Origin of the sequence: Citrobacter sp. Cpo103 (assembly GCF_030332605.1) — a bacterium.
GTDB lineage: Bacteria > Pseudomonadota > Gammaproteobacteria > Enterobacterales > Enterobacteriaceae > Citrobacter > Citrobacter portucalensis.
This window is the reverse complement of sequence record NZ_JAOWHO010000024.1, coordinates 44027-68551: the sequence shown is the minus strand read 5'-3', so window position 1 is coordinate 68551 and position 24525 is coordinate 44027. Positions and strand designations below refer to the sequence as shown.

31 protein-coding genes and 1 pseudogene are annotated in these 24525 nt (G+C 48.7%); 12 read left to right on the top strand and 20 right to left on the bottom strand.

The window, feature by feature from the left end:
• The first annotated feature begins 63 nt into the window (after positions 1–63).
• Positions 64–1211, top strand: a protein-coding gene (locus OGX89_RS07180) for an IS3 family transposase (RefSeq protein WP_155959297.1) whose coding sequence is annotated in 2 segments (ribosomal slippage) — positions 64–301 and positions 301–1211 — 1149 coding nt in all. Because the reading frame shifts where the segments join, the coding sequence is not laid out codon by codon here.
• Here OGX89_RS07180 and OGX89_RS07175 read toward each other — a convergent pair.
• Genes OGX89_RS07175 through OGX89_RS07165 form a run of 3 tightly spaced genes read right to left on the bottom strand, consistent with a single transcriptional unit; the run spans position 1208 to position 2310 of the window.
• Positions 1208–1555 (bottom strand): GNAT family protein, encoded by a 348-nt coding sequence (locus tag OGX89_RS07175; RefSeq protein WP_126957473.1) that lies wholly within the window; start codon positions 1553–1555, stop codon positions 1208–1210. The two genes, OGX89_RS07180 and OGX89_RS07175, sit on opposite strands and share 4 nt — an antisense overlap.
• Entirely contained in the window at positions 1548–1736 is a 189-nt protein-coding gene (locus tag OGX89_RS07170; RefSeq protein ID WP_126957475.1) for a hypothetical protein, read from the bottom strand. Before OGX89_RS07170 ends, OGX89_RS07175 begins: the two co-directional genes overlap by 8 nt.
• On the bottom strand, positions 1729–2310 hold the full coding sequence (locus OGX89_RS07165; protein WP_126957477.1) for an HNH endonuclease: 582 nt from the start codon (positions 2308–2310) through the stop codon (positions 1729–1731). Before OGX89_RS07165 ends, OGX89_RS07170 begins: the two co-directional genes overlap by 8 nt.
• Positions 2311–3070: 760 nt before the next feature.
• On the opposite strand from OGX89_RS07165, the gene OGX89_RS07160 reads away from it, so the two are divergent.
• From OGX89_RS07160 to uspE, 3 genes are all read left to right on the top strand, one after another.
• Positions 3071–3295, top strand: coding sequence for a hypothetical protein (locus OGX89_RS07160; protein WP_126957479.1), 225 nt, complete (start codon positions 3071–3073; stop codon positions 3293–3295).
• Positions 3296–3491: 196 nt separating this feature from the next.
• Positions 3492–3878 carry a KilA-N domain-containing protein gene (locus OGX89_RS07155; RefSeq protein WP_126957481.1) on the top strand — a complete coding sequence of 129 codons (387 nt, stop codon included), beginning with the start codon at positions 3492–3494 and terminating at the stop codon, positions 3876–3878.
• 537 nt (positions 3879–4415) lie between these two features.
• On the top strand, positions 4416–5366 hold the full coding sequence (uspE, locus tag OGX89_RS07150; protein WP_003833229.1) for a universal stress protein UspE: 951 nt from the start codon (positions 4416–4418) through the stop codon (positions 5364–5366).
• A 48-nt stretch (positions 5367–5414) separates the two neighbouring features.
• Here the strand turns inward: uspE and OGX89_RS07145 are convergent, their stop codons facing one another.
• The gene (locus OGX89_RS07145; protein ID WP_003020403.1) at positions 5415–5675 is read right to left on the bottom strand and encodes a DUF2534 family protein; all 261 of its coding nucleotides are present in this window, start codon (positions 5673–5675) and stop codon (positions 5415–5417) included.
• A 245-nt stretch (positions 5676–5920) separates the two neighbouring features.
• On the opposite strand from OGX89_RS07145, the gene OGX89_RS07140 reads away from it, so the two are divergent.
• Positions 5921–6952, top strand: a complete 1032-nt coding sequence (locus tag OGX89_RS07140; RefSeq protein WP_003833232.1) for a mechanosensitive ion channel family protein — start codon at positions 5921–5923, stop codon at positions 6950–6952.
• Between the two features lie 38 nt (positions 6953–6990).
• On the opposite strand, the gene OGX89_RS07135 is transcribed toward OGX89_RS07140, so the two are convergent.
• The 4 genes from OGX89_RS07135 to OGX89_RS07120 form a co-directional block, all read right to left on the bottom strand.
• Positions 6991–8043: an NAD(P)-dependent alcohol dehydrogenase gene (locus tag OGX89_RS07135; RefSeq protein WP_126957483.1), complete on the bottom strand. Its 1053-nt coding sequence runs from the start codon at positions 8041–8043 to the stop codon at positions 6991–6993.
• 43 nt (positions 8044–8086) lie between these two features.
• Positions 8087–8494, bottom strand: coding sequence for a cupin domain-containing protein (locus OGX89_RS07130; RefSeq protein WP_126957485.1), 408 nt, complete (start codon positions 8492–8494; stop codon positions 8087–8089).
• A gap of 32 nt (positions 8495–8526) precedes the next feature.
• The gene (locus tag OGX89_RS07125; RefSeq protein ID WP_003833239.1) at positions 8527–9156 is read right to left on the bottom strand and encodes a carboxymuconolactone decarboxylase family protein; all 630 of its coding nucleotides are present in this window, start codon (positions 9154–9156) and stop codon (positions 8527–8529) included.
• Between the two features lie 172 nt (positions 9157–9328).
• Entirely contained in the window at positions 9329–9712 is a 384-nt protein-coding gene (locus OGX89_RS07120) for a VOC family protein (RefSeq protein ID WP_008784902.1), read from the bottom strand.
• Between the two features lie 121 nt (positions 9713–9833).
• On the opposite strand from OGX89_RS07120, the gene OGX89_RS07115 reads away from it, so the two are divergent.
• Positions 9834–10604 carry a DeoR/GlpR family DNA-binding transcription regulator gene (locus OGX89_RS07115; RefSeq protein WP_008784903.1) on the top strand — a complete coding sequence of 257 codons (771 nt, stop codon included), beginning with the start codon at positions 9834–9836 and terminating at the stop codon, positions 10602–10604.
• Here the strand turns inward: OGX89_RS07115 and OGX89_RS07110 are convergent.
• Positions 10601–10885 (bottom strand): Rho-binding antiterminator, encoded by a 285-nt coding sequence (locus tag OGX89_RS07110; RefSeq protein WP_003833248.1) that lies wholly within the window; start codon positions 10883–10885, stop codon positions 10601–10603. The two genes, OGX89_RS07115 and OGX89_RS07110, sit on opposite strands and share 4 nt — an antisense overlap.
• A gap of 66 nt (positions 10886–10951) precedes the next feature.
• A complete protein-coding gene (locus OGX89_RS07105) occupies positions 10952–11182 on the bottom strand; it encodes a glutaredoxin family protein (protein WP_008784905.1) in 231 nt (76 codons plus the stop codon).
• A gap of 114 nt (positions 11183–11296) precedes the next feature.
• Here OGX89_RS07105 and OGX89_RS07100 point away from each other — a divergent pair, with 114 nt between their 5' ends.
• Positions 11297–11860, top strand: coding sequence for a MarR family winged helix-turn-helix transcriptional regulator (locus tag OGX89_RS07100; protein WP_126957487.1), 564 nt, complete (start codon positions 11297–11299; stop codon positions 11858–11860).
• 37 nt (positions 11861–11897) lie between these two features.
• Here OGX89_RS07100 and mppA read toward each other — a convergent pair whose 3' ends face one another.
• A complete protein-coding gene (gene mppA / locus OGX89_RS07095; RefSeq protein ID WP_003833254.1) occupies positions 11898–13511 on the bottom strand; it encodes a murein tripeptide ABC transporter substrate-binding protein MppA in 1614 nt (537 codons plus the stop codon).
• Between the two features lie 184 nt (positions 13512–13695).
• On the opposite strand from mppA, the gene mpaA reads away from it, so the two are divergent.
• Positions 13696–14424, top strand: a complete 729-nt coding sequence (gene mpaA, locus OGX89_RS07090) for a murein tripeptide amidase MpaA (RefSeq protein WP_126957560.1) — start codon at positions 13696–13698, stop codon at positions 14422–14424.
• Here mpaA and ycjG read toward each other — a convergent pair.
• Positions 14399–15364, bottom strand: a complete 966-nt coding sequence (gene ycjG / locus OGX89_RS07085) for an L-Ala-D/L-Glu epimerase (protein WP_126317911.1) — start codon at positions 15362–15364, stop codon at positions 14399–14401. The genes mpaA and ycjG overlap by 26 nt on opposite strands.
• Positions 15365–15479: 115 nt before the next feature.
• On the opposite strand from ycjG, the gene tpx reads away from it, so the two are divergent.
• A complete protein-coding gene (gene tpx / locus OGX89_RS07080; protein ID WP_286560148.1) occupies positions 15480–15986 on the top strand; it encodes a thiol peroxidase in 507 nt (168 codons plus the stop codon).
• Between the two features lie 53 nt (positions 15987–16039).
• Here tpx and tyrR read toward each other — a convergent pair whose 3' ends face one another.
• From tyrR to pspE, 4 genes are all read right to left on the bottom strand, one after another.
• Positions 16040–17584 (bottom strand): transcriptional regulator TyrR, encoded by a 1545-nt coding sequence (tyrR, locus tag OGX89_RS07075; protein WP_003833259.1) that lies wholly within the window; start codon positions 17582–17584, stop codon positions 16040–16042.
• Positions 17585–17731: 147 nt separating this feature from the next.
• A complete protein-coding gene (locus tag OGX89_RS07070) occupies positions 17732–18793 on the bottom strand; it encodes a YcjF family protein (protein ID WP_032943592.1) in 1062 nt (353 codons plus the stop codon).
• Positions 18790–20187 (bottom strand): YcjX family GTP-binding protein, encoded by a 1398-nt coding sequence (locus tag OGX89_RS07065; RefSeq protein WP_126957489.1) that lies wholly within the window; start codon positions 20185–20187, stop codon positions 18790–18792. The genes OGX89_RS07070 and OGX89_RS07065 overlap by 4 nt, the downstream gene beginning before the upstream one ends.
• Before the next feature lie 142 nt (positions 20188–20329).
• Positions 20330–20647 carry a thiosulfate sulfurtransferase PspE gene (gene pspE, locus OGX89_RS07060; RefSeq protein WP_003833265.1) on the bottom strand — a complete coding sequence of 106 codons (318 nt, stop codon included), beginning with the start codon at positions 20645–20647 and terminating at the stop codon, positions 20330–20332.
• Between the two features lie 155 nt (positions 20648–20802).
• Here pspE and OGX89_RS07055 point away from each other — a divergent pair.
• A pseudogene (locus OGX89_RS07055) lies at positions 20803–20928 on the top strand (LacI family DNA-binding transcriptional regulator); the annotation flags it as partial.
• Between the two features lie 165 nt (positions 20929–21093).
• Here OGX89_RS07055 and pspD read toward each other — a convergent pair.
• The 4 genes from pspD to pspA are packed head-to-tail and all read right to left on the bottom strand — an operon-like array spanning position 21094 to position 22639.
• Positions 21094–21324 carry a phage shock protein PspD gene (gene pspD, locus OGX89_RS07050; RefSeq protein ID WP_003833267.1) on the bottom strand — a complete coding sequence of 77 codons (231 nt, stop codon included), beginning with the start codon at positions 21322–21324 and terminating at the stop codon, positions 21094–21096.
• A gap of 8 nt (positions 21325–21332) precedes the next feature.
• Positions 21333–21692, bottom strand: coding sequence for an envelope stress response membrane protein PspC (gene pspC / locus OGX89_RS07045; RefSeq protein WP_126957491.1), 360 nt, complete (start codon positions 21690–21692; stop codon positions 21333–21335).
• Positions 21692–21916, bottom strand: a complete 225-nt coding sequence (gene pspB, locus OGX89_RS07040; RefSeq protein ID WP_003020509.1) for an envelope stress response membrane protein PspB — start codon at positions 21914–21916, stop codon at positions 21692–21694. The genes pspC and pspB overlap by 1 nt, the downstream gene beginning before the upstream one ends.
• 54 nt (positions 21917–21970) lie before the next feature.
• On the bottom strand, positions 21971–22639 hold the full coding sequence (pspA, locus tag OGX89_RS07035) for a phage shock protein PspA (protein ID WP_003020532.1): 669 nt from the start codon (positions 22637–22639) through the stop codon (positions 21971–21973).
• A gap of 155 nt (positions 22640–22794) precedes the next feature.
• Between pspA and pspF the strand changes: the two genes are divergently transcribed.
• Entirely contained in the window at positions 22795–23784 is a 990-nt protein-coding gene (gene pspF / locus OGX89_RS07030; protein ID WP_185879297.1) for a phage shock protein operon transcriptional activator, read from the top strand.
• A gap of 94 nt (positions 23785–23878) precedes the next feature.
• The gene (locus tag OGX89_RS07025) at positions 23879–24523 is read left to right on the top strand and encodes a quinolone resistance pentapeptide repeat protein QnrB9 (protein ID WP_004201260.1); all 645 of its coding nucleotides are present in this window, start codon (positions 23879–23881) and stop codon (positions 24521–24523) included.
• Positions 24524–24525: the final 2 nt, after the last annotated feature.

The window sequence follows — 24525 nt, the reverse complement described above, 5'->3', positions numbered from 1 at the left end:
TGAATCGCCACGGGTTTAACAGACACCTCGGAGTCATTTAAGATGACTTAAAGAGAGGTGCCCATGAGCGGTAAACGTTATCCCGAAGAGTTTAAAATTGAAGCAGTCAAACAGGTTATTGATCGCGGTCATTCTGTTTCCAGCGTTGCAACACGTCTCGATATCACCACCCACAGCCTTTACGCCTGGATAAAGAAGTACGGTCCGGACTCATCCACTAATAAAGAACAGTCAGATGCTCAGGCCGAGATCCGCCGACTCCAGAAGGAGTTGAAGCGGGTTACTGACGAACGGGACATATTAAAAAAAGCCGCGGCGTACTTCGCAAAGCTGTCCGACTGAGGTACGCCTTTATTCGTGACAACTCCCGTTGCTGGCCTGTTCGTCTGCTCTGCAGGGTGCTGGATGTTCATCCCAGTGGCTTTTACGCCTGGTTTAAACAACCGTATTCTCAGCGCCACCAGGTAGATCTGAGACTGACGGGACAGATCAAACAGTTCTGGCTGGAGTCCGGTTGCGTTTATGGTTATCGCAAGATCCATCTGGACTTGCGGGATAGCGGTCAACAGTGCGGAGTGAACAGAGTCTGGCGACTGATGAATCGTGCCGGGATAAAGGCTCAGGTCGGGTACCGGAGCCCGCGGGCACGCAAAGGCGAGGCCAGTATCGTATCGCCCAACAGGCTCCAGCGACAGTTCAATCCGGATGCTCCGGATAAGCGTTGGGTAACGGACATAACCTACATCAGGACCCACGAAGGCTGGCTGTATCTTGCTGTGGTTGTTGATCTGTTCTCACGCAAAATTATCGGCTGGTCAATGCAATCCCGGATGACAAAGGACATTGTCCTGAACGCACTGCTGATGGCTGTATGGCGGCGTAATCCCCAAAAACAGGTGCTGGTTCATTCGGACCAGGGCAGTCAGTACACAAGCCATGAGTGGCAGTCGTTCCTGAAATCACACGGCCTGGAGGGGAGCATGAGCCGTCGCGGTAACTGTCACGATAATGCGGTTGCAGAAAGCTTTTTCCAGTTGCTGAAACGCGAACGGATAAAGAAAAAGATCTACGGAACGCGGGAAGAAGCCCGCAGCGATATTTTTGATTACATCGAAATGTTTTATAACAGTAAGCGTCGGCATGGTTCGAGCAATCAGATGTCACCGACAGAATATGAAAACCAGTATTATCAACGGCTCGGAAGTGTCTAGATTATCCGTGGCGATTCATTAAATCCATTAGCTAGTAAGCCTGTATGTTCTGGATGTGTGAAACAATGAAGTAAGTTTAAGCATCTACCACAGTGGAAATCATCAACGATATGAAAACACATTTCAGCGTATAACTTACCATCCTTATGAACAATGTATTCCCATCTATCATAGCTCTCTGTAATAGAAGCTCCTAATTGATACCACTGATCATACGTCATACTATCATTGATTAATCTTACCCCTTTGTAACGTATCTCAGCTAATGATTGCTCCATACAATAAGTGATTTCATTAGGAGCTAATTTAATTAAGTTGTGATTGAAGTCTAGAGTTTTACTCATTAATTTCACCCTCCATTATTGCAATCTTTATTAGATAGTTAGTTACTTTATCCTTCCCTATCTCAATAGGTAGATTTGCTAACTCCGGTGATGAAGCTCTGAACTGCCAGTAAGCACGATCAATAATGTTCTTAATTTCTTTTAATTCTTTTTTATTTACTGGCTTAATTTCCTTACTCATCTGGACTTAACGCCTTTTCAAGTTTACGCTGTTCAATCATTCGCTCTTTAGCTGAATCTAAAATCCTTGCTGTTTCTGCATGATTGTTGATTACTGCAAATTCACGGAAACAGATAACAGCGTAAATATCATATGCTCTAGCAGCTTCTTCAGGCTTAGTAAAATAACCCAGATGTTTTCTCATTCCATTAAATGTAATGGATGCTTGCCATTTCCCTGAACCTTTATGATAGCTAACCCCTTTATACACTGAGGTAGCATTTTCTTGCTTGCTCTTATTACGATTGTTTTCTGCTTTCGTAGCAGCACGTAAATTTGATGGATGGTTGTTATAACGATTGCGATCAATATGATCTACAATTTCAGGCCATAAACCTGAATGCAGATAAAACACTACACGGTGATAAGAAAAGCGTAATCCTTCAAAAATAAAGTGAGTATAACATTCTTTATTTGTAGTGGTTTCAATAGGATTTCCAGTTTCATTGTCCAATAGTTGATCATTAACAAGTGTAATCTTTTCACGGATACGCTCTAGCGCCTCGTTAACTTCTTTAATTTTTGTTAGACTCATTTATATTCAATCCCCTTTTGTGATAAGAGATACACTAAGAAAGCCTATCCCTTGAAATTATTTATGCTATTGTATTATTTATTTGTTTTCTGGTTCTCGTGATTGCTTCAAATATTTTCTTATCTCGATATTCAGGACTGACAAAACCCTGAATTTTAATACCATATTTGATTAGATAATTAATGAATTATTGTCTAAAAATTTAACTAGTTGAATGATTTATTCATTAATTTATCTCCATTTATTGGATTAGAAGTGATAGAAAGATCAATATTAATTATTTACCTATTATATATATAGTAAAAAACCCATTTTCGTTGGGACATCTGTAGTAAATAAGTAGTAAAAAGTATGTATTCTGTAGTATTTTCTTTACTACATATATAATACCTCCAGAAATGAGAAAAGTTGGGATTGATTATTGAGGAACGTATGTTGTATTCCTCAGATTTAAGAATGTAATTTAATGCACCTAAAACGAATTATGAGAGACTTTAAAAAAAGTGAAGGAAAGGTGTTAGGAATAGATTTAAATTGATTACAGAGGCTCTCATGACGCCACTGATACACACATATTTCATATGGATACTTTCGCAGCACGTATTCATGTAGTGAATGTTGACCTATGTCATTCTGAAACAGTATTTCTTTATGAATTTTATTAATTCGATTTTGTATCAGTGGTAATTTAAAATGATTTCTCAATGTAACTGTTAGTTACCAAATTGTATACTCACTCGTTTAATCAAAGATAAACAAAATGGCTGAAATTGTAGCGCTCGGTTTAGATCACTGGATAATCACAGGATGGATTGTCATTATTATTGGCTTGGTTATTTCTCAGAATGAGGATGTAATCAATGCTTCTGTTAAAAGTAAAAACAGTTCATATGATTTTTGGGTAACTGCATTAGTCTATGTAGGTTTTGGTTGGTTGTGTGTCACTTTGATAGCTATTGTTAAATTTATCTGGTTTAACGTGTGACATAAAAAAGGGGCAATTAAGCCCCTTTGTCATATCAAGCCTGAGAGCCTCTAGGAAGCGTCCAAAAGAAAAGGTAGGCAATCACCTTACCTACCTTCATAAAACTTAACCTGATGCGATTCAGAGAGACGTTGTTAATCTGAAACTATCAAGAATTTATCCAATCACCAACTTCCAGCTCTCACGGCATAATCCTATGACATTCGTTTTAGGATTAGATTTAACATTCTCCACTATCCTTTTAGACAGTGTTGATTGTTGGAATCTTGCTGATGTTCAGCGAGCTAATGGGTCTATGTCCTCTCGTCTGGGACCAAATCAATTCCTGCGCAATGCTCAAACCATTGAATTACCTGAAGAATTAAACCGATCCTCAAATCTGAGGATCGACTTAGTTGCATCTAATCGTCAGATTGGTACTTGGTTGGAAGAGCGATTGGCCTATGCTTATGCTGAATGGGTATCTGCTCAATTTCATCGTGCTGTACTTGAAACGTTCCAAGCCGCTACTCGTGGTGATGGAGAGGCAGCAGTTGAAGTAGCAAATAATATTCTTTTTCATATCAGAAGCGACTCCCTTTAGATCTGTACTCATAATCAGCACGACGGATCATGTCGAGATCTAGAGAGATCTCTCCACTGAGTACATGGCTAAGAAGAAAACGAGTCATACCCGAAAGTGTGATCCCATTTACATAACAGTATTTCTTAATGGCATTAACATCATCAGCAGGGACAGTACAGTTAAATTGTTTTAATGATACAGGTTCAGTCATTTTTCAAACCCTGTGCCATAGTCCATATAGGATCGGCGTACTGTTTAGGGTTAAGGGTCTACAAGGAGGATAATCTGGTAATGAGATCACACCTTGCCAAGTAGCAGGTTAAGTTATTCTCATCGTGAGGAAGGGAGTAGAAACACGTCATATGTATCTGTTGCGGCTGATACTAGACATTAAATTTTATGAAATCAATAGGATTATCTAATTTCTAATAACTTATTGAAATACATAGGATTAGGCAAAAAACACAAATTTGTGTAGTGACGCTTTAGAATCTGTGTATACTGAATGTAAGTTATTGTTGTGGTTAGATTCCTTCAGTCGTAAGGAGACCCTGTATGGCTATGTATAAAAATATGCTGGTCGTCATCGACCCTAACCAGGACGATCAACCAGCATTACGGCGAGCTGTTTATTTGCATCAACGGATTGGTGGCAAAATTAAAGCCTTTTTGCCGATCTATGACTTTTCCTATGAGATGACTACCCTGCTGTCGCCTGATGAGCGTACGGCAATGCGTCAGGGGGTCATCAGCCAGCGAACTGCATGGATACGTGAACAAGCGAAATACTACATCGAAGCAGGGATCCCTTTGGAGATTAAAGTGGTCTGGCATAACCGACCCTTTGAAGCCATCATCCAGGAAGTCATCAGTGCCAGGCATGATCTGGTCCTCAAGATGGCGCACCAACACGACCGCCTCGAAGCCGTAATATTTACGCCAACCGACTGGCATTTATTGCGTAAATGTCCAAGTCCGGTATGGATGGTGAAAGACCAGCCATGGCCTGAAGGGGGTAAAGCACTGGTTGCCGTAAACCTCGCCAGTGAAGAGGCTTATCACAACGCGCTCAATGAAAAACTGGTCAAGGAGACGCTACAGCTTGCAGAACAGGTTAACCATACCGAAGTACATCTGGTAGGCGCCTACCCTGTCACACCAATCAACATCGCGATTGAACTGCCTGAATTTGATCCCAGCGTTTATAACGACGCAATTCGTGGACAGCACCTGCTGGCCATGAAGGCGCTACGCCAGAAATTCAGTATTGATGAGAAAGTGACGCACGTTGAAAAAGGCTTACCTGAAGAGGTCATTCCTGATTTAGCCGAGCACTTGCAGGCGGGTATTGTGGTATTGGGGACCGTCGGACGTACCGGTATTTCTGCTGCGTTTCTTGGTAATACCGCGGAACAGGTTATCGATCATCTACGCTGTGACCTGCTGGTCATCAAGCCGGATGAATATCAGACACCAGTTGAACTGGACGACGAAGAAGACGATTAACCACACAATGAAATGCCGGATGGCGATATCATCCGGCATTTTAAACGCCTAGTGTTGCTCCTCACCGCCGAGGAAATAGATACCAAGCGGGATAGCCAACAGAATCGTAAACACCATGCTGTAGACACAAATCATTGCAGATTGAATGGCGTACATTGAAGCGGTCCAGTCGGATAGCGGAATGTCATACTGTTCAATAACGCCACCGATCGTCGCTCGCGTCACGACCGACGCTGCGATAATAAACACTCCAAGCAGGCACAACAGAAACTTCCGTCCCTTCGCTGTTTTCAGCTTAGCCATGATCATAGTACTGTCCTTTTGCAAATGAAAAACCTTGTTACTTTGCGCTAACAATACCATGACATCAACTGACTGTCTGCTACATAAACCGCATACAGGGTTGACGTCAGCGTTATTTCGCTGAAAATAGCGCTGATTGCATTATTTATCTCTCCTTTTGATTAATGATCTGACCTCCTTAACTGGGTAAAATATCTGGGGATTAGGATGTCAGATGATATTTAGCTAACACGGAGTTGCCAGGAAGAATCATGATCGCTGAACTGTTTATGAATAATGCGTTTAATTTGACGGTAATTCTTAGCTGCTGTGCCGCGCTGGTCCTGATGAGCGTCTGGTATCATCGTGGAGAGCGTCGCTGCAAAGGATTCATATTTCATGCCGCACAATTTTTTGTCTATGCCATTATCATTGGGACGTTTGGCAGCATTGCTAATAACGTTATCGAAAGTTACAGCCTGAAATTTATCTCCCCCAGCGTGGTCGACTTTATCTGCACCTCGTTGATTGCGTTGATCCTGACCATCAAACTTTTTCTGGTGATTAATCAGTTTGAAAAGACGCAGATTAATAAAGGCAGAGATATCACCAGCGCGAGGATCCTGTCGCGTATCATCAAGATTACCATCGTGGTTGCCATCATTTTACTGTATGGCGAACACTTCGGTATGAGCTTATCCGGCCTGTTAACCTTTGGCGGTATTGGCGGTATCGCAGTGGGTATGGCGGGGAAAGATATTCTGAGCAACTTTTTCTCAGGCATTATGCTCTATTTCGACAGACCGTTTAGCATAGGCGATTGGATCCGCTCCCCGGACCGCAATATTGAAGGCACGGTAGCAGAAATTGGCTGGCGAATGACTAAAATAAACACCTTCGACCATCGTCCACTGTATGTGCCAAACTCGATTTTCTCCTCCATCAGCGTAGAAAACCCAGGGCGCATGACCAACCGGCGAATTAAAACGGTGATCGGGTTACGATATGAGGATGCCGATAAAGTCGGTGCCGTTGTCGAGTCGGTTAGAGAAATGCTGCAAAACCATCCAGGAATAGACCAGAAACAAACTCTGTTGGTCTATTTTAATGAATTTGCCGATTCATCGTTGAATATCATGGTGTATTGCTTCACGAAAACCACCGTCTGGAAGGAATGGCTCGCGGTACAGCAAGACGTTTATTTAAAGATTATCACGATAGTCCAGGCAAACGGTGCCGACTTTGCATTCCCCAGCCAGACGCTGTATATGGATAATCCTGAAACATCGCCATCGACACACTAACAAAAGAAAAGACGCGGAAATCCGCGTCTTTTTTGTACTTATTTCAATGAGGCAATATCAATTACAAAGCGGTATTTCACATCGCTTTTCAACATCCGCTGCCAGGCACGATTAATATCCTGAATATCGATCACCTCGACATCGGCGGTAATACCATGCTGACCGCAAAAATCCATCATCTCCTGCGTTTCGGCAATACCGCCGATAACTGAACCCGCCACAGACCTACGCCCAAGGATCAGGGGAACCGTATTCAGCAAAGGATCCAACGCACCAAGATAACCAACCAACACCAGCGTACCGCTTAGCGCCAGGGTTGGGATATAAGGGTTCAGGTCATGAACGTAGGGCACAGTATCGATAATCAGATCAAACTGATTCGCTGTCGCTTTCATCTGTTCACTGTCAGTGGAAAGCACAACGTGACTGGCACCCAAACGTCTGGCATCAGCTTCTTTGCCCGGTGAACGTGTAAACAGCGTAACTTCCGCTCCCAGCGCATTTGCAAGTTTTATTGCCATATGCCCGAGTCCACCCAGACCGACAACCGCGACTTTACTGCCCTCGCCTACCTGCCAGTGGCGCAGAGGCGACCATGTTGTGATCCCGGCGCAAAGCAGCGGCGCCGCACCGCGTAAATCGATCCCTTCAGGGACCTTCACCACAAACTTTTCGGTAACGACAATTTTGTCAGAATAGCCGCCGAAAGTAGGCAGACCGTCATGACGGTCGATATCGTTATACGTTAGCGTGTTACCTTCTTCGCAATACTGCTCTAGCCCCTGCTCGCAGGCGCTACAGTGTTGGCACGAATCAACCATGCAGCCGACCCCTGCGAGATCGCCCACTTTGAATTTTGTTACCGACTTACCAACATGCACCACGCGGCCAATGATCTCATGCCCTGGTACCATCGGATATTTAGCACCGCCCCAATCGTTGTAGGCGTTGTGAATATCCGAGTGGCATACACCGCTGTATAAAATATCGATAACCACATCATCTTCACGCGGATCGCGACGAACAAAATTATGGGGGACTAAATCTTCTTTCACCGCCAGAGCAGCATAACCCTTCACATTCATGACCATTGAGATCTCCTCAGGGATTGGGTGTTACCAGAACCAGCATAGTTCAGGGCAGCAGGGTGTACTCAGCGTCGCTAACCGGTTCCAGCCATTCGTTCGACGCGCCAGGGGCCGGGATTTCCACGGCGATATGGGCAAACCAACTATCACGCGCGGCGCCGTGCCAGTGTTTCATTCCCGCCGGAATGTGCACGACATCGCCGGTTTTCAGCTCACGTGCCGGTTTATTCCACTCCTGATACCAACCTCTGCCACCGGTCACCAGCAATATCTGTCCGCCCTCATGATGAACATGCCAGAAGTTACGACAACCCGGTTCAAATGCGACATTGCCAATTACCACGCCTTCCATGGAGAGCATGGTCAGATAGCTGTCGCCAGTGAAATACTTCGCATACGCTTCATTTTTCTCTCCACGCGGAAAGACGCTGTTACCATCAAATTGTTCGTTCATAGTCACTCCAGTATGGATAATGTCCGCGGTGTTCATGCCAGACATTCATCAAGAACCGTACGGGCATTTTCCCCAATCCCGGCTCCACAGTGCTGTTCGAGTATCGTAATAAACTCACTGAGTTGCTCAGGGAGGATCCCGATGTTAAGGCATATCGCAAAATGGCTTTTCAGCTGGCTGTTAACGCCGCCCAGAACGGCCAGCGCCGAAACGGTCGCCCATTCACGGTCCTGCCAGTCGAGTACATCTCGCTGAAAAATATCGCCAAACAGATGCGTTTTAAGCCAGACATCAATAGCGGGAGCAAAGTCAAACAGCGGACCGCTTACAGGCTGTCCAACCAGTTGTGTCTGAGTTAGGCTCCCAGCCTGAACACTGTTCCAGTCTGCAGGTGGCGGCGTGGCCGTTCTACCTTCGTCGTCTGAAAGCCCTTTCTCGCTTCGACTTTTCACCACCGACATAAAGCAGGACAGACCGTTCAGGCTGCGAGGGAAACCGCAGTATGCGTAGAGCTGTAGCAGGATCTCTTTTACTTCACTGAGCGTGAGTCCCGCATCCAGTCCGGCGTTGAGCGCGACGTCCAACTTTTCCATCTGTCCTGTGGCAGTGAATGCCGCAATGGGGATGACTGCCTGTTGTCTGGCATCCAGTTGGTATTGCATATTCGACTCTCCAAAACGGTGGCAACATTGCACCACCGGGGGCTGAAAACAGTAAAATTATAGAGACTCGACGTGTCGGTGATTAGAGAGGAAAAGAAGGACAAACTTATGAGCTGTGCTCATCAATAATCAGTAGCAGGTACTCTTTATTTGCAGGTAGCTGATTGAAGACTTACGCCACAATCTCGATTAAATTGCCGTCAGGATCTTTTATCACCGCTTCGTAATAACCATCGCCAGTAGTACGCGGACCTGAGACTAATATCCCCTGTTCCTGCGCTTGCATTGCAATGGCATCAACATTTTCATTGCCGCCAACAGAAATGGCGAGGTGTACCCATCCGCAACGATTATTGTCAGGTTGCTGCCCGATAAGACCCGGTTTGGTCATTAACTCAATCGCAATTTCCTCGCCAATTTTGACAAAATAAGATTCAAACCCAGGATTGGTTTTACTGCGGTATTTCTCGTTGATCTTGCCGTCAAAAAACGATACCCAGAAGCGAGCTTGCTGCTCGAGATCCTGTGTCCATAACGCCATATGCGCAATCTTCATAGCGAACCTCTTCCCATTGTATCCAGAATAGTACGGCCCCCTGTAAGGGATGTTGACATCGTTAATCATAATGCACGATCATGCACTCTATTGCTCGATGTTTATTTCACCTGGAGTATCTATGCTCGATTACGCCGCATTCCCGGAACAGCGTCAGGCGCTTATCTTTCAGATCCTGCAAGAAAACGGCAGGGTCATTTGTTCTGAACTCGCTAACCGATTAGGCGTTTCTGAACACACAATTCGTCGTGATTTGCATGAATTGAGCAAAGATGGCGTGTGTAAAAAAGTTTATGGTGGCGCGGTCATTACACTCCCTGAATCCGAAGACATCGACGTGCGCAAGAGTATTAATGTAGCCAAAAAGAGCAACATCGCGCAGAGATGTGCCAGGCTGGTCAAATCTGGAAGCTGTATTTTTATCGACACGGGTAGCACCAATCTCGCAATGGCAGAAGCTCTGCCCGCCGAACTGGCGTTAACCGTGGTGACAAATTCGCCGGAGATTGCCGCCGTTTTGCTAAAAAAACCGCTGTTTGAAGTCATTATGCTGGGTGGCGTGGTGCAGAGATCTTCAGGTGGGTGCGTGGGAGCTTCCGCCATCGCACAAGTGCAGGACATTTTATTCGATCAGGGATTTATTGGCGGCTGCGCGATGTCGCCTGAATCCGGCTTAACGGGATTTGATTATGCGGATTGTGAGTTCAAAAAAGCGGTGATAAAACAATGTAATGAAACCATCGTCGCGCTAACGGCTGAAAAAATCCCAGCCGTCGCCCGATATGTCGTGACCGAAAGCAGCAATATCGATGTGATTGTTGTAGAGGACAACATCAGCAAAGAGTACGCCACAGCGTTCCAGGCACATGACATTCGAATTTATACCGTCTAACCGCGGTAGGCTCGCTGAAAATTTACTGTGCTAAACGTCGCTCCTGGCGTCAGCGCGGTGATCGCTGACAGATAATCCAGACGGATTTTTTGCTGATTTTCAGATTGCTCCACTACCAGAAATTCTTCTTTTTCCACTGTGGTACACGTCGTCAGCGCTTTAGCATCAAAACATGTGCCATCTGTTAGTTCAATGTGCAACCAATAGTGGTACATGCAGGCGATTTCCAGATAATCATGAAGATCGCAATCTATCGGGTGATACTCTTCGGTCGTTTTCATCACGCTATCTTCCCCAACGTCTTGTATATTCGGGAAATCGCCAACGCAACTTCCCGAACTTTCCAGCTATTTCAACGCTTCAATGGGAGCGCCGAAATTAATATGCAGCACATTGCCGTCAATCACCAGCGCCGGAACAGATTTCACGCCAGCCACTTCAGCCTCAGCAACCCGATCAGGTTGCTCTCCCAGATGAACCACATCGATTTCAACATCTGCAGACAAATGCTGCAGAAGTGTCTGTTCTGCGGAAACACAAACCGGGCAACCTGCATGATAGAAACGAGCTTTAGTCATGATACATCTCCTTTAAATTATAGTATCGATTCGATACTATAATTTATGCTACGCTGCTTTTATCCTTTGTCAATATAGTTTTTAATCGATACTATATGCCGAGGAGGATTTGTTATGCCCAACATGTCACTTTTCGACGTACTTGACCGGCTGTCCAGCCTGACAAGGATGTGGTTTCGCCAGCACCCTTTACTGGCGGATCTCCAGCCAGTACAACTTAGCGCGTTAATGTATCTGGCCCGTTGCAACCGTTATTCCAATACGCCGCTTGGCGTGACAGACTACCTTGGTCTCACCAAAGGTACCGTGTCACAATCGCTGAAGCTTTTGGAAAACAAAGGGTTGATTGTTCGCAAGCCGGATGACCGTGATAAACGTAGCGTCCATCTACACTTAAGTGAGTCGGCCAATACCTTACTGGAAGCCCTGCTGCCCCCCACGTTTTTAGTGGAGGGTGAATCGGCAATGGGTGAACGGGCGATCGTGCTCAGAGAGCTGCTGTTAGAACTGTTACGCGGGATCCAGAGGACCAACAATGTGCCTGGCTTTGGTCTTTGCCATAGCTGTCGGTTCCACCAAAAAATTGATGGTCAGGGATTTTGTAATCTGACGAAAGAGAGATTGAGTGAAGAAGATTCATTGCTGATTTGCCGGGAGCATCAGCCGCCGGAAACATAAAATGGCTGATGCAAAATCACACCAGCCATTATCTCTGTTAGTGCTTAACGATATACATTGTGCGGCTATAGGCCACATCTTCAGGGTTAGTAATCGGATACCCTTTCAGCCACGGTTTAATTAAACGCCCGTTGGTATACTGATAAATCGGCGCAATAGGTGCCTGTTCCATCAGAATTTTCTCCGCGGCGTTATAATCGGCATTGCGCGCTTTCTCTGTATTCTCCAGAGTTGCCTGGGTCAACACTTTGTCGTACGCCGGATCATTAAAGCGGGAGATATTGCCCGTATGAGTCGATGTTAATAGCGACAAGAACGTAGAAGGCTCATTGTAGTCACCCACCCATGAGGCGCGGATCACATCAAAATTACCGGTATTACGGCTGTCGATATACGTTTTCCATTCCTGGTTCTGCAGTTTTACGTCAACACCGAGGTTCTTCTTCCACATAGAAGCCACTGCGATAGCAATCTTCTGATGATTTTCTGAGGTGTTGTACAGCAGCGTCAGTTTAAGCGGTTTCTGCGGGCCATAGCCCGCCGCGCGCAGCAGCGTTTTCGCCTGCGCGTTCAGCTCTTCCTGACTCATTTGCTCAAACGGTGAAGGTTCCGGCACAAATCCTGCCGTTACATCCGGCGTAAAATGCCATGCTGGTTTCTCACCGGTACCCAAAACTTTCTCCGCCATCAGACGACGATCGATAGTCATGCTGAGCGCCAGGCGCACGCGTGAGTCGGCAGTCGGTCCCTTCTGGGTATTGAAGGCATAATAATAAGTACCAAGCTGCGGCGGGGTGTAAACCTGACCCGGGATATCCTTCAACAGTTTCTGGTACATATTTTTCGGGAAGGACTCGGTAATATCAATATCACCAGCAAGATAGCGCTTGGTCGCAGCTGATTCCTGGTTGATCGGCAGGAAGGTGACTTTTTGCAGCACTGTTTTGGCGTTGTCCCAATAATGCGTGTTCGGCACCACTTCCAGTTTTTCGTTTACGACGCGATCTTTGAGCACATAGGCGCCGTTACCAATCAGATTGCCTGGTTTGGTCCACTCTTTGCCGCTCTCAACGTTGGCTTTTTGTACCGGATAGAATGCAAAACTCGCCGTCAGATTGGCAAACCAGGGCAGCGGTTTATCCAGTTGAACTTTCAAGGTCCGTGCATCGACAGCACTAACGCCAAGTTTATCGGGTGTGGCTTTGCCATCGATAATAGCCTGAGCATTATTAATACCCGCCAGCGCAGCAAACCAGGCAAACGGCGACAGCGTTTTTGGATCAACCAGACGCTGCCAGCTATAGACAAAATCCTGCGCCGTTACTGGCGTACCATCCGCCCATCGCGCATTGTCGCGCAGCGTAAACGTCCAGATGCGGTTATCGTTACTCTTCCACTGGGTAGCGACGCCAGGCACGATCTCACCCTTCTCATTCTGGTTGACCAGCCCTTCAAATAGATCACGAATCACCTGTATTTCAGGCAGCCCAACGGCTTTTGCCGGATCAAGCGACGCCGGTTCGTCTTTTATATGACGCACCAGTTCTTGTTTCTCTGCCAGTACCGTTCCGCTGGGAACATCAGCAGCCCAGGATAAAGAAATGCTGCTAACCAACAACGCACAACAGGTTACTGAAACAGAATGCTGCATAAGGTACCCTCAATTCCGGCTACTAAGTGAATGTGTAATTATTTGTATCGCCAGCAGGAAATGCAATTAACTTCCGACAAGAAAGTGATATTACACCTGAAAAGTTAAGTGTGTGAAAACGATTTGATTATCCATACATTTTGCACAACACTGCGAGTAACAATCCAAGCATTCAGAGATGACTATGACCGTTACCCGTCCCCGTGCCGAGCGCGGCGCATTCCCACCTGGAACCGAACATTACGGACGCTCCTTGTTAGGCGCACCGCTAATCTGGTTTCCTGCACTGGCAGCCGATCGTGAAAGCGGCCTGATACTGGCGGGAACGCACGGCGACGAAAACTCCTCGGTCGTTACCCTTTCCTGCGCATTGCGTACGCTTAACCCTTCCCTGCGTCGCCACCATGTGGTGCTGGCCGTAAACCCTGACGGTTGCCAGCTTGGGCTGCGCGCAAATGCGAACGGCGTCGATCTGAACCGTAATTTTCCCGCCGCAAACTGGAGAGCGGGCGAAACGGTGTATCGCTGGAACAGTAGTGCAGAAGAGCGTGATGTGGTGTTGTTGACCGGCGAAAGTCCGGGTTCGGAACCAGAAACCCAGGCGTTGTGTCAGCTTATTCACCGAATTCATCCCGCCTGGGTAGTCTCTTTCCACGATCCACTGGCCTGTATTGAAGATCCCAGAAGCAGCGAGCTGGGTTCGTGGCTGGCACAGTCGTTTGAATTGCCTCTGGTCACCAGCGTAGGTTATGAAACGCCCGGCTCTTTTGGGAGGTGGTGCGCAGATCTGAATTTACACTGCATAACCGCCGAATTTCCGCCCATTTCATCGGATGAAGCGAGCGAAAAATACCTGCTGGCCATGTCCAATCTGCTGCGCTGGCACCCTAGAGATGGAGCTGCCCGGTCGTAAAATGCAGGGCTGGCTCCGCATCGCTGGCCAGCCAGGTCGGGCCATCAAGATCGGCAAAGTTAACCTGCGGCGTAAGCGGCAACGCCGCACCGATCGCCCGGGAGGTACACAGCATGCAGCCCAGCATCAGCGCAAATCCCTGCTCGCGGGCTTCCGTTGCCAGCGCCAGTGCTTCCGTCAGACCGCCTGTTTTGTCCAGTTTGATATTGACCATTTCATAGCGTCCGTGCAGCGCTTTCAGGCTACTGCGAGTGTGGCAACTTTCATCTGCGCAGATGGGCAGCGGATGCACAAAATTCTCCAGCGCGGCATCATCCTGAGCCGGCAGCGGCTGCTCCAGCATCGCCACCCCTAGATCAGCCAACAGCTGACAGCGTGCCGCAAGGCCTTCTGCCCGCCAGGATTCGTTGGCGTCGACAATAATCGTGGCGTCAGGAACAGCCGCACGAATGGCAACCATCCGCTCACTAATCAAGCGAGCATCCAGTTTAACTTTCAGCAGTCTCGCACCATTTCCCCACAGCGCAGCCGCGCTCGCGGCCATTTGTTCCGGCGAGCCAATCACCACGGTTTGCGCCGTCGTCACCACTTCCGCCAGTTCACTTCCCACCAATTCCGCCAGCGACGTCTGCTGTTGACGCGCACTCAGATCCCACAACGCACAATCTACGGCATTTCGCGCAGCCCCTGCTGGCAGCAGCTTTTGCAGCTCTTCACGCGTCAGTCCGTTTTCCAGTTGTGGCGCAATGCTCATAATTTGCGCCAGGACAGAGGCATCGCTTTCACCGTAGCGCGGGTACGGTGTGCACTCGCCAATACCTGTGACGCCATTTTCTGTCAATTCGACGACAACCACATGCGCTTCGGTCCTGCTCCCACGGGCGATGACAAAGGGAGTGTGCAGCGGCCAGGCTTCCTCATATACCTTAACTGTTCTCATTTGTTTTCCTTAATGCAGTCCCTGAAGCGGATATCCGCAAATAGCGTTTGCCGTGTTAACTGTTGATGGCATAAACTAGCCTCGACGTTAACTATATGTAAACAGGAAGATAACCATGTCACAAACCGTTCATTTCCAGGGCAACCCGGTTGCAGTTGCCGGCTCCATTCCTCAAGCTGAAAGCAAAGCTCAGGCTTTTACCCTTGTGGCTAAAGACCTGTCTGACGTTACGCTGGGCCAGTTTGCAGGCAAGCGCAAAGTGCTGAATATTTTCCCAAGCATCGATACTGGCGTTTGCGCGGCATCGGTACGTAAGTTTAACCAACTGGCGACAGAAATCGACAATACCGTCGTACTGTGTATTTCGGCCGACCTGCCATTCGCCCACTCTCGTTTTTGCGGCGCGGAAGGTCTGAGCAACGTTATCACGCTGTCCACCCTGCGCAACGCAGAATTCCTGAAAAACTACGGTGTTGAAATCGCTGAAGGCCCGCTGAAAGGTCTGGCCGCACGTGCCGTAGTTGTTATCGATGAAAATGACAACGTCGTCTTCAGCCAACTGGTCAATGAAATCACCAACGAACCAGACTACACAGCGGCGCTGGACGTACTGAAAGCGTAAGCTGCGTTTGCATACAAAAATGCCTCCACATGGAGGCATTTTCATTTACGGCATTACTCTTCGCTTTTTTTCTGTTGGCTCAGGCCGTACTCGCGCAATTTATTGGCAATCGCGGTATGCGAAACGCCGAGGCGCTTGGCCAGCTTGCGCGTGCTGGGATAATTCATATACAGCTGCGTCAGCACGGAGCGTTCAAAGCGGCTGGTAATTTCATCCAGCGACCCTTCCATTACCTCTTCTCCGACCGCAACCGTTGCCGCATCATAATCCGGCAGCAAAATATCCTGTGGCCGCAGTTCATAGCCTTCAAGCTGGGTCAGCGCCCGGTAGATAGCATTTTTAAGCTGACGCACGTTGCCCGGCCAACCGTAACGGGTTAACACCGTGCTGAGATCGGCGGACAGCTTCGGACGCGGCACGCCCTGCTCATCGGCAAAACGCGCCACGAACAGTTCGGTGAGCGGCATAATATCTTGTGGGCAATCGCGCAGCGGCGGCAGGTTTAACGTCAGTACATTCAGACGATAATAGAGGTCTTCACGGAAAAGTCCTTTCTGCACCAGCTCCACAAGGTTCTTTTGCGTGGCGCAAATCACACGGACATCAACATGAACTTCGTGATCTTCTCCCACGCGACGGAACGTACCGTCATTGAGAAAACGCAGCAATTTGGTCTGCATACGCGGCGACATTTCGCCAATTTCATCTAACAGAACCGAACCGCCATTCGCCTGCTCAAAGAACCCTTTTTTACCTTCCGGCGCATGGCCAAACAGCTCGCTTTCAACCGCATCTTCAGGGATTGACGCACAGTTCAGCGCCAGATACGGTTTCGACGCACGCGGGCTTGCCAGATGGCAGGCATGAGCAAAGAGATCTTTGCCGGTGCCGGTATTACCAGTAATCAGTAGCGGCGCGCTCAGCGTCGCCAGCTTGCGCGCTTGTTCTACGACGTGTTTCATTTTGGTGCTGACGGCAATAATCTGGCTAAACGCACTGAGATCCTGCGTTGTCATATTTTGCAGCTGACGTCCCATTCGGATGGTGGAGCGCAACATCACCACCGCGCCGGTCAACATCTGCTCCTGATTTTCGCCCTGCAAATGGACGGGCGTAATTTCCATCAGGAAATTCTGCCCGTTAATCACGACATGTTCGCTATGGGAATCCTGCGGATTGCTTTCCAGCCAGCGCTGGAAGTTAAACCCATTGATTAACTGGGCTGCGGTATGGTTGCGCATCCGCTCCTGGGTGTGCGCAAAAAGTTGACAGCTCGCAGGGTTCGCCATCTCAACTTTGCTTTTCATATCAAGAGAAAGAACCGGCTCTGGCAACGCTTCAAGCAGCGCACTTAGTGCCAGATGTTCACGTTCGGAAGGCATCCATGGCACGGTACGCACATCCGTAACCCCTGAAATACGGCGAATTTCAGCCATCAGGCTGCTGAAGTTGGTGAACTCCAGCTCCGCAAAATTAAGGTAAATCCGCCCGATGGGGTCAATTTCGATGCCGCGTAAATCAATGCTTCTCAGCACCAGTAAATCGAGCAATTCGCGGGTCAGACCAAGACGGTCTTCACAAAAGACTTCCAAACGCATAGGAACCTTCATCAGGACAAGGGATTATGTAGTAAATGATAAGACAGTATTTGGTTCGCAGGAAGAACTCTGTCAACAAATATTGACAGCGCGCTGGAAAATTGGGCGCCGGGGCGTAAAGTTATACGATCGGCGCCTGTTTTTTAGCTAACTTTCGCGCGGAGATTTGTTTTTTTGTAAGGTCTCTTTCACCTGGCCAATCAGTTGACGGCGAAAATCGCCCAGTCGTGGCTTATCATCATCGATCCACGGCAGCGGTCGGCAAAGTTCCATAGCTTTAATGCCCAGACGCGCCGTTAACAACCCCGCGCCAATGCCCTGTGCGGCACGCGTTGATAAGCGGGCGGCTAAATCCTGCGACATCCAGTCCATCCCTACTTCCCGCACCAGCTCACTGGCCCCGGCAAAAGCGATATTCAGCAGCACCAGGCGGAACAGACGCAGACGGCTGTAATAACCAAGTTCAATGCCATACAGCGATGCAATGCGATTAATCAGCCGTAGATTTCGCCAGGCGATAAACGCCATATCCACCAGCGCCAATGGGCTGACGGCAATCATCAGCGTGGACTCTGCCGCAGAACGGCTAATCTCACGCCGGGCTTGCGCATCCAGTACCGGCTGCACAAGATGGGCATACAGACTGACCACCTCGCGATCGTTCTGCGTTTCATGAATTGAGGCATACCAACGCTGCAATGCTGGATGCGACTGATCGATACCCGCCTGCTGCGCCAGTTTTTCACAAAATGCACGACCTTTTCCGGTTCCATGGCTGTGGAGCAAGTCTCGCGCTTCATCACGTTCGTGCGCGCGCTGACGCAATCGCCACAATCTGCGCCACTCGGTCGCCACCGATCCGACACCTGCGCCGATAATCAATGCGCCTGCGGCACATCCTCCCAGCGCGACCCAGTCCTGAGTCTGCCAGGCGTTCATGGTCCACTGCACACCCTGAGCAACAACGCTCACGCCAAACAGCGCCAGCCCCCCCATCACCATCTTGCGCCACAGACTGCGTTTGGGGCGTAAGGCCGCATCAATGACGGCCTCCGCCTGACCTTCGTCTTCCAGGGGTTCATCCACTTTCGCCGGAGAAAAAGTCTGCGCCTCCGTTTCGTTGAACATTTGTTGTGCTTTAAACGCCGTGTTTTGTTCCACGTCCAGCGGACCTGAGAAATCGATACGCGGTTTTAACGGCTCGCTCATCGCAATTTATCTCCTATTAAAAACTCCAGCGCGGCATCGAGGCGGATATGTGGTAAGGGTTTATCGACATCCATAACCTGCGGGCGAAACGCCTCAAACTGAAAGCCCTGGCTGTCCCAAAATGCCTGCCCAGGTAAACGCGCGGGCACTTCCCCCGGATAGACTGTCAGCGGTTCGCCATCGCTCAGACGATTACCACGCAACGCCGGGATCTTTTCACCTTTCACATCGATCAAGCCGCTGGTGGTTGCCTGCACCGATGCCAGCCCCAGACAATCCATGCTGATACCTTCGAACGCAGCGTTTTGCCATGCGTCCTGGATCAGCTGCTGCAATAACGACACCATATTGGCGTGCTGATCCACCGTGACGTGGTCGGCTTTGGTGGCGGCAAACAGCAGCTTGTCGATCACTGGAGAAAATAGCCGACGAAACAGCGTACGCTGCCCGTAATGGAAGCTTTGCATCAACTGAGTAAGCGCCAGGCGCATGTCGTTGAACGCCTGTGGCCCGCTGTTGAGCGGCTGCAGGCAATCGACCAGCACAATCTGGCGATCAAAGCGCAGGAAGTGATTCTTATAAAACCCTTTGACGACCTTTTCGCAGTAATAATTGAATCTTTCGCGCAACATGCCCGCGTTGGTGTGTTTGTCAGCCTGCGCCATCTTTGATTCCCCCCAGGCATCGACATCCGGCCACGGGAAGAATTGCAGCGCAGGCGCGCCCGCCATATCCCCGGGCAGGACAAAACGGCCCGGTTGAATAAAATGTAGGCCCTGCTGTTTACACTGATGCAGATACTCCGTCCAGGCGGCAGCAATTTCCGCCAGACGGTTTTCATCAGCAGGCGCCAACGGATCCAGCCCCTGGCATAACTGCCGCCATTTTGCCGACCATTCGCCCCGCTGCCCCTGCAATAATCCGGTCATTTGCCGCGACCAGCTCAGATAATCCTGGGCAAGCATCGGTAAATCGAGCAGCCACTCCCCCGGATAATCGACGATCTCCAGGTACAGCGTGGAGGTGTCTTTAAAGTGGCGCAGTAAAGAGTCATTGGATTTATAGCGTAGCGCCAGACATATTTCACTCACGCCGCGCGTAGGGGTCGGCCAGGTCGGCGGAGAGCCGTACAGCTGAGCCAGTCCCTCATCATAGGTAAAGCGCGGAATGCCAAAATCGCGTTGAGGAACCCGTTTCACGCCGAGCAAACGCTCTTCGCGCACGCAGCTGAGCAACGGCAGACGTGCACCGGCATGAATATTGAGTAACTGATTTACCATCGCGGTGATAAACGCCGTCTTACCGCTGCGGCTAAGTCCGGTAACAGCCAGGCGTAAATGCCGGTCTACGCCGCGATTAACCAGCGAATTGAGTTCATTTTTAAGTCGCTTCATCGCCATCCCGTTTTGCTGAAGGAACCGAAGAAATTATAACAAACAGGAAGTAAAGATAGGGGTCAATTCTTACTTATCAACTACCTGGGCAGTTCCTGGCGGCATTATTCTTACCGCCAGGAGCAGAAGAACTGCGTACGGATTATTTATTCTCTACTTTAGGAAGCGAGATCTGGTTGATGCCACCTTCATTCGTCACCTGCGTATAGCCCATTTCAGTCAACATATCCTTCGCTTGTCCCGATTGACGCCCGGAGTTGCAGTACAGCTTTACAGTGTCGTTCTTATCAGGAACTTCAGCTGCAATACGTGCCTTCATCTCTTTTAACGGAATATTGACGGCCCCCTGAATATGCTGCTGTTGATACTGTTCAGGAATGCGAACATCGATCCAATGTTCCGCAGCATAAACCGGCATGCCGATGGCCAGAGCCAACGCTAATACACCTTTTTTCAACATAATATCTTCCTGACTGATAGTTGGATTTACCTCTACACTATACGCCAGTTCTTAAGAAAATATTGCGACCGCATTATCACCGTCTGCAGGCGCGGACGATTGTTCCTCAGGTTACCCGTGCTGCAGTTAGCCTGTTGATTTTTCTACCCGCATTTGATGTTCCTACCCAACAATTAGGTGAGCAAAGCTATAATTTATTATTTAATCTGATTGCAGGTGAGAAAGGATTACAGAATATCACTATAGGAACACAAATATTGCTGACCGACTTCCTGATATAAAACCTGTGTATTAATGCCCTGCGAAATAGATTTTTTAGTTCACCTTCAATACCCGTGGTAACGACCCAAAAGAATTTTGACAGCCCCAAAATTATATTTGTGAGCTGCCGCAAATTAACTGAGGGAATGTTGATTAATTGTTGCTTGCTTTTGCTGATTCAAATATCAGGGTTGATTACCTGAATAACGTTTCGACAATTTTGCCGCAGCCCGACTCAACACCGGTTCCAGAACCAACGCCAGCAGCATTTTTAGCGGGCGTCGGGCGACGGACTTCACCGCCCACCCTGCTACACCCGCCGGGCCGTAGCGCAGCGCGGTCAGAAGCACCAGCTTACCTGCTATTTTAAAGCCCGGCTTAACCCTTTGCCCGGCACGTTGCCAGCGATTGTTCATTTCTGTCCTCACAATTGACGGAAGCGACTACGTAAGGAAAAAGTATCGGACGTCACATAACGCTCCATTTCACGTAAACGCTTTTCACTAGCCGCCAGCTCGCGATCGACGGCATCCAACAGCTCACCGCTTGATGGCTGCTGCTCGCCGGAAACCACATTGTCCGGCATCGGATCCAACACAAAGGTCAGCACGATGTAAGCGACGAAGGTGAAAAAGGCCAGGCCAAAAAAGACTGACAACACCACCAGGATCCGTATCAGCTTCACAGGCACATCGAGATAATGCGCAATCCCAGCGCAAACCCCCTTCACCATGCCCTGCTGCGGAATACGCCACAGTTTTTTGTTCAGGTTAACGCCTCCCATTAGCGGTCCCTCCAGTTTGGATGTTCAGCATCGAGGATGTCTTCCAGCGCCTGAATGCGCTCGCGCATCCGCTGTGCGTCATCGTTGAGTTCGACCAGACGTTGCTGTTCACTTTGCGACAGTTCGCCACGACTGGAACGGTTGCTGTAGTGCAGCCAGAGCCAAATCGGTAAAACGAACAACACAAAGATGGTTAACGGGATGGCCAGAAATAGCGCGCTCATGAGTACTCCTTACAGGTGATGAGCGGCGGCGCGTTCGGGCGCCGCCAGATGTTATTATTGCTTGTCTTGCTGCATTTTGGCTTTAAGTTGCGCCAGCTGCTCGCTGATTTCATCATCTGCTTTCAGGTCAGCAAATTGCTGATCCAGAGACTTCTGTTTACCGAAGTTATGGCTTTCAGCCTCGGCTTCCATCTGATCGATACGACGCTCGAAAGATTCAAAGCGCGCCATCGCTTCATCGAGTTTACCGCTGTCCAGTTGACGACGAACATCACGCGAAGAACTCGCTGCCTGATGACGCAGCATCAACGCCTGCTGACGAGCACGGGTTTCACTGAGTTTATTTTCCAGCTCACCGATCTCTTTTTTCATACGCGCCAGCGTATCGTCAACCAGCGTCACCTCATGCTCCAGAGAGGCAATTAAATCGGTCAGTTTCTGCTTTTCAATTAACGCAGAACGCGCCAAATCTTCTTTCTCTTTACGCAGCGCAAGTTCTGCTTTTTCTTGCCACTCTGCCTGTTGGGCACTGGCCTGTTCGATACGGCGAGATAATTGTTTCTTTTCTGCCAGCGCACGCGCTGAGTTAGAACGTACCTCAACCAGCGTGTCTTCCATTTCCTGGATCATCAACCGCACCAGTTTCTGCGGATCTTCAGCCTTTTCCAGCAACGCATTAATGTTGGCGTTCACGATGTCGGCAAAACGAGAAAAAATACCCATAATGTAATCCTCACTTACTGTTCTGATATCGGGCTATGCCCTGCTGTTTTCATAATGCACTTGGCGTGCCAACTTTTTATGTAATTGATTTTATTGTAATTATATAATTTTACCTGCCAGGCTAATTAGCGTAAATTGGTGAATAACACTAACAAATGGTGAATTTCATCATGGCTGGATACAAAGATAATCTTCTGGGTGAAGCGAACAGCTTTATTGAAGTGCTGGAGCAGGTTTCTCATCTGGCACCGCTGGATAAACCTGTACTGGTTATAGGTGAGCGCGGGACCGGGAAAGAACTTATTGCCAACCGCCTGCACTACCTCTCCACCCGCTGGCAAGGCCCGTTTATTTCGCTTAACTGCGCGGCGCTAAACGAAAATTTGCTTGATTCCGAACTGTTTGGTCACGAAGCGGGTGCCTTTACCGGCGCGCAAAAACGCCATCCGGGACGTTTCGAACGCGCCGACGGCGGTACGCTGTTTCTCGATGAACTGGCAACCGCCCCGATGTTGGTACAGGAAAAATTACTGCGGGTTATTGAATATGGCGAGCTGGAGCGCGTTGGTGGCAGCCAGCCGTTGCAAGTTAACGTACGACTTGTTTGTGCGACCAATGCCGACTTACCTCGCATGGTCAGCGAAGGCACTTTCCGCGCGGACCTGCTGGATCGCCTGGCCTTTGACGTGGTGCAACTCCCACCGTTACGCGAGCGTCAAAGTGACATTATGTTAATGGCCGAACATTTTGCCATTCAGATGTGCCGCGAGATCGGGTTACCTCTGTTTCCGGGTTTTAGTGCCGAGGCCAGAGAAACGCTTCTCCACTACCGTTGGCCGGGCAATATTCGTGAACTGAAAAACGTCGTGGAGCGATCCGTTTACCGGCATGGAACCAGTGATTACCCGCTGGATGAGATAATCATTGACCCCTTCCGCCGCCACACTACGCAGCCGCAGCCACCGGAAACTAAACCGATGTCTGTAGGGTTACCGCTGGATCTGCGTGAATTCCAGCAGCAGCAAGAGAAAGACTTTCTACAAACCAGCTTACAGCAGGCAAAATTTAACCAGAAAAAAGCCGCTGAATTACTGGGTCTGACTTACCATCAGCTTCGCGCTTTGCTGAAAAAACACCAGATTTAAAGCACATTTGCAGATGTCATATTGGCGGATTTGACGCATAACCTCATCAGGGTTTACCATGACGCCATTACTGTATAAAAAAACAGGTACAAATATGGCTCTGGCACTCGTTGGCGAAAAAATTGACAGAAACCGTTTCACCGGTGAGAAAATTGAAAATAGTACATTTTTTAACTGTGATTTTTCAGGTGCCGACCTGAGTGGCACTGAATTTATCGGCTGTCAGTTCTATGATCGTGAAAGCCAGAAAGGGTGCAATTTTAGTCGTGCAATGCTAAAAGATGCCATTTTTAAAAGCTGTGATTTATCCATGGCGGATTTTCGCAATGCCAGTGCGCTGGGCATTGAAATTCGCCACTGCCGCGCACAAGGCGCAGATTTCCGCGGCGCAAGCTTTATGAATATGATCACTACACGCACCTGGTTTTGCAGCGCATATATCACTAACACAAATCTAAGCTACGCCAATTTTTCGAAAGTCGTGCTGGAAAAGTGTGAGCTGTGGGAAAACCGTTGGATGGGTGCCCAGGTACTGGGCGCAACGTTCAGTGGTTCAGATCTCTCCGGCGGCGAGTTTTCGACTTTCGACTGGCGAGCAGCAAACTTCACACATTGCGATCTGACCAATTCGGAGTTGGGTGACTTAGATATTCGGGGCGTTGATTTACAAGGCGTTAAGTTGGACAACTACCAGGCATCGTTGCTCATGGAACGTCTTGGCATCGCGATTATTGGCTAGTC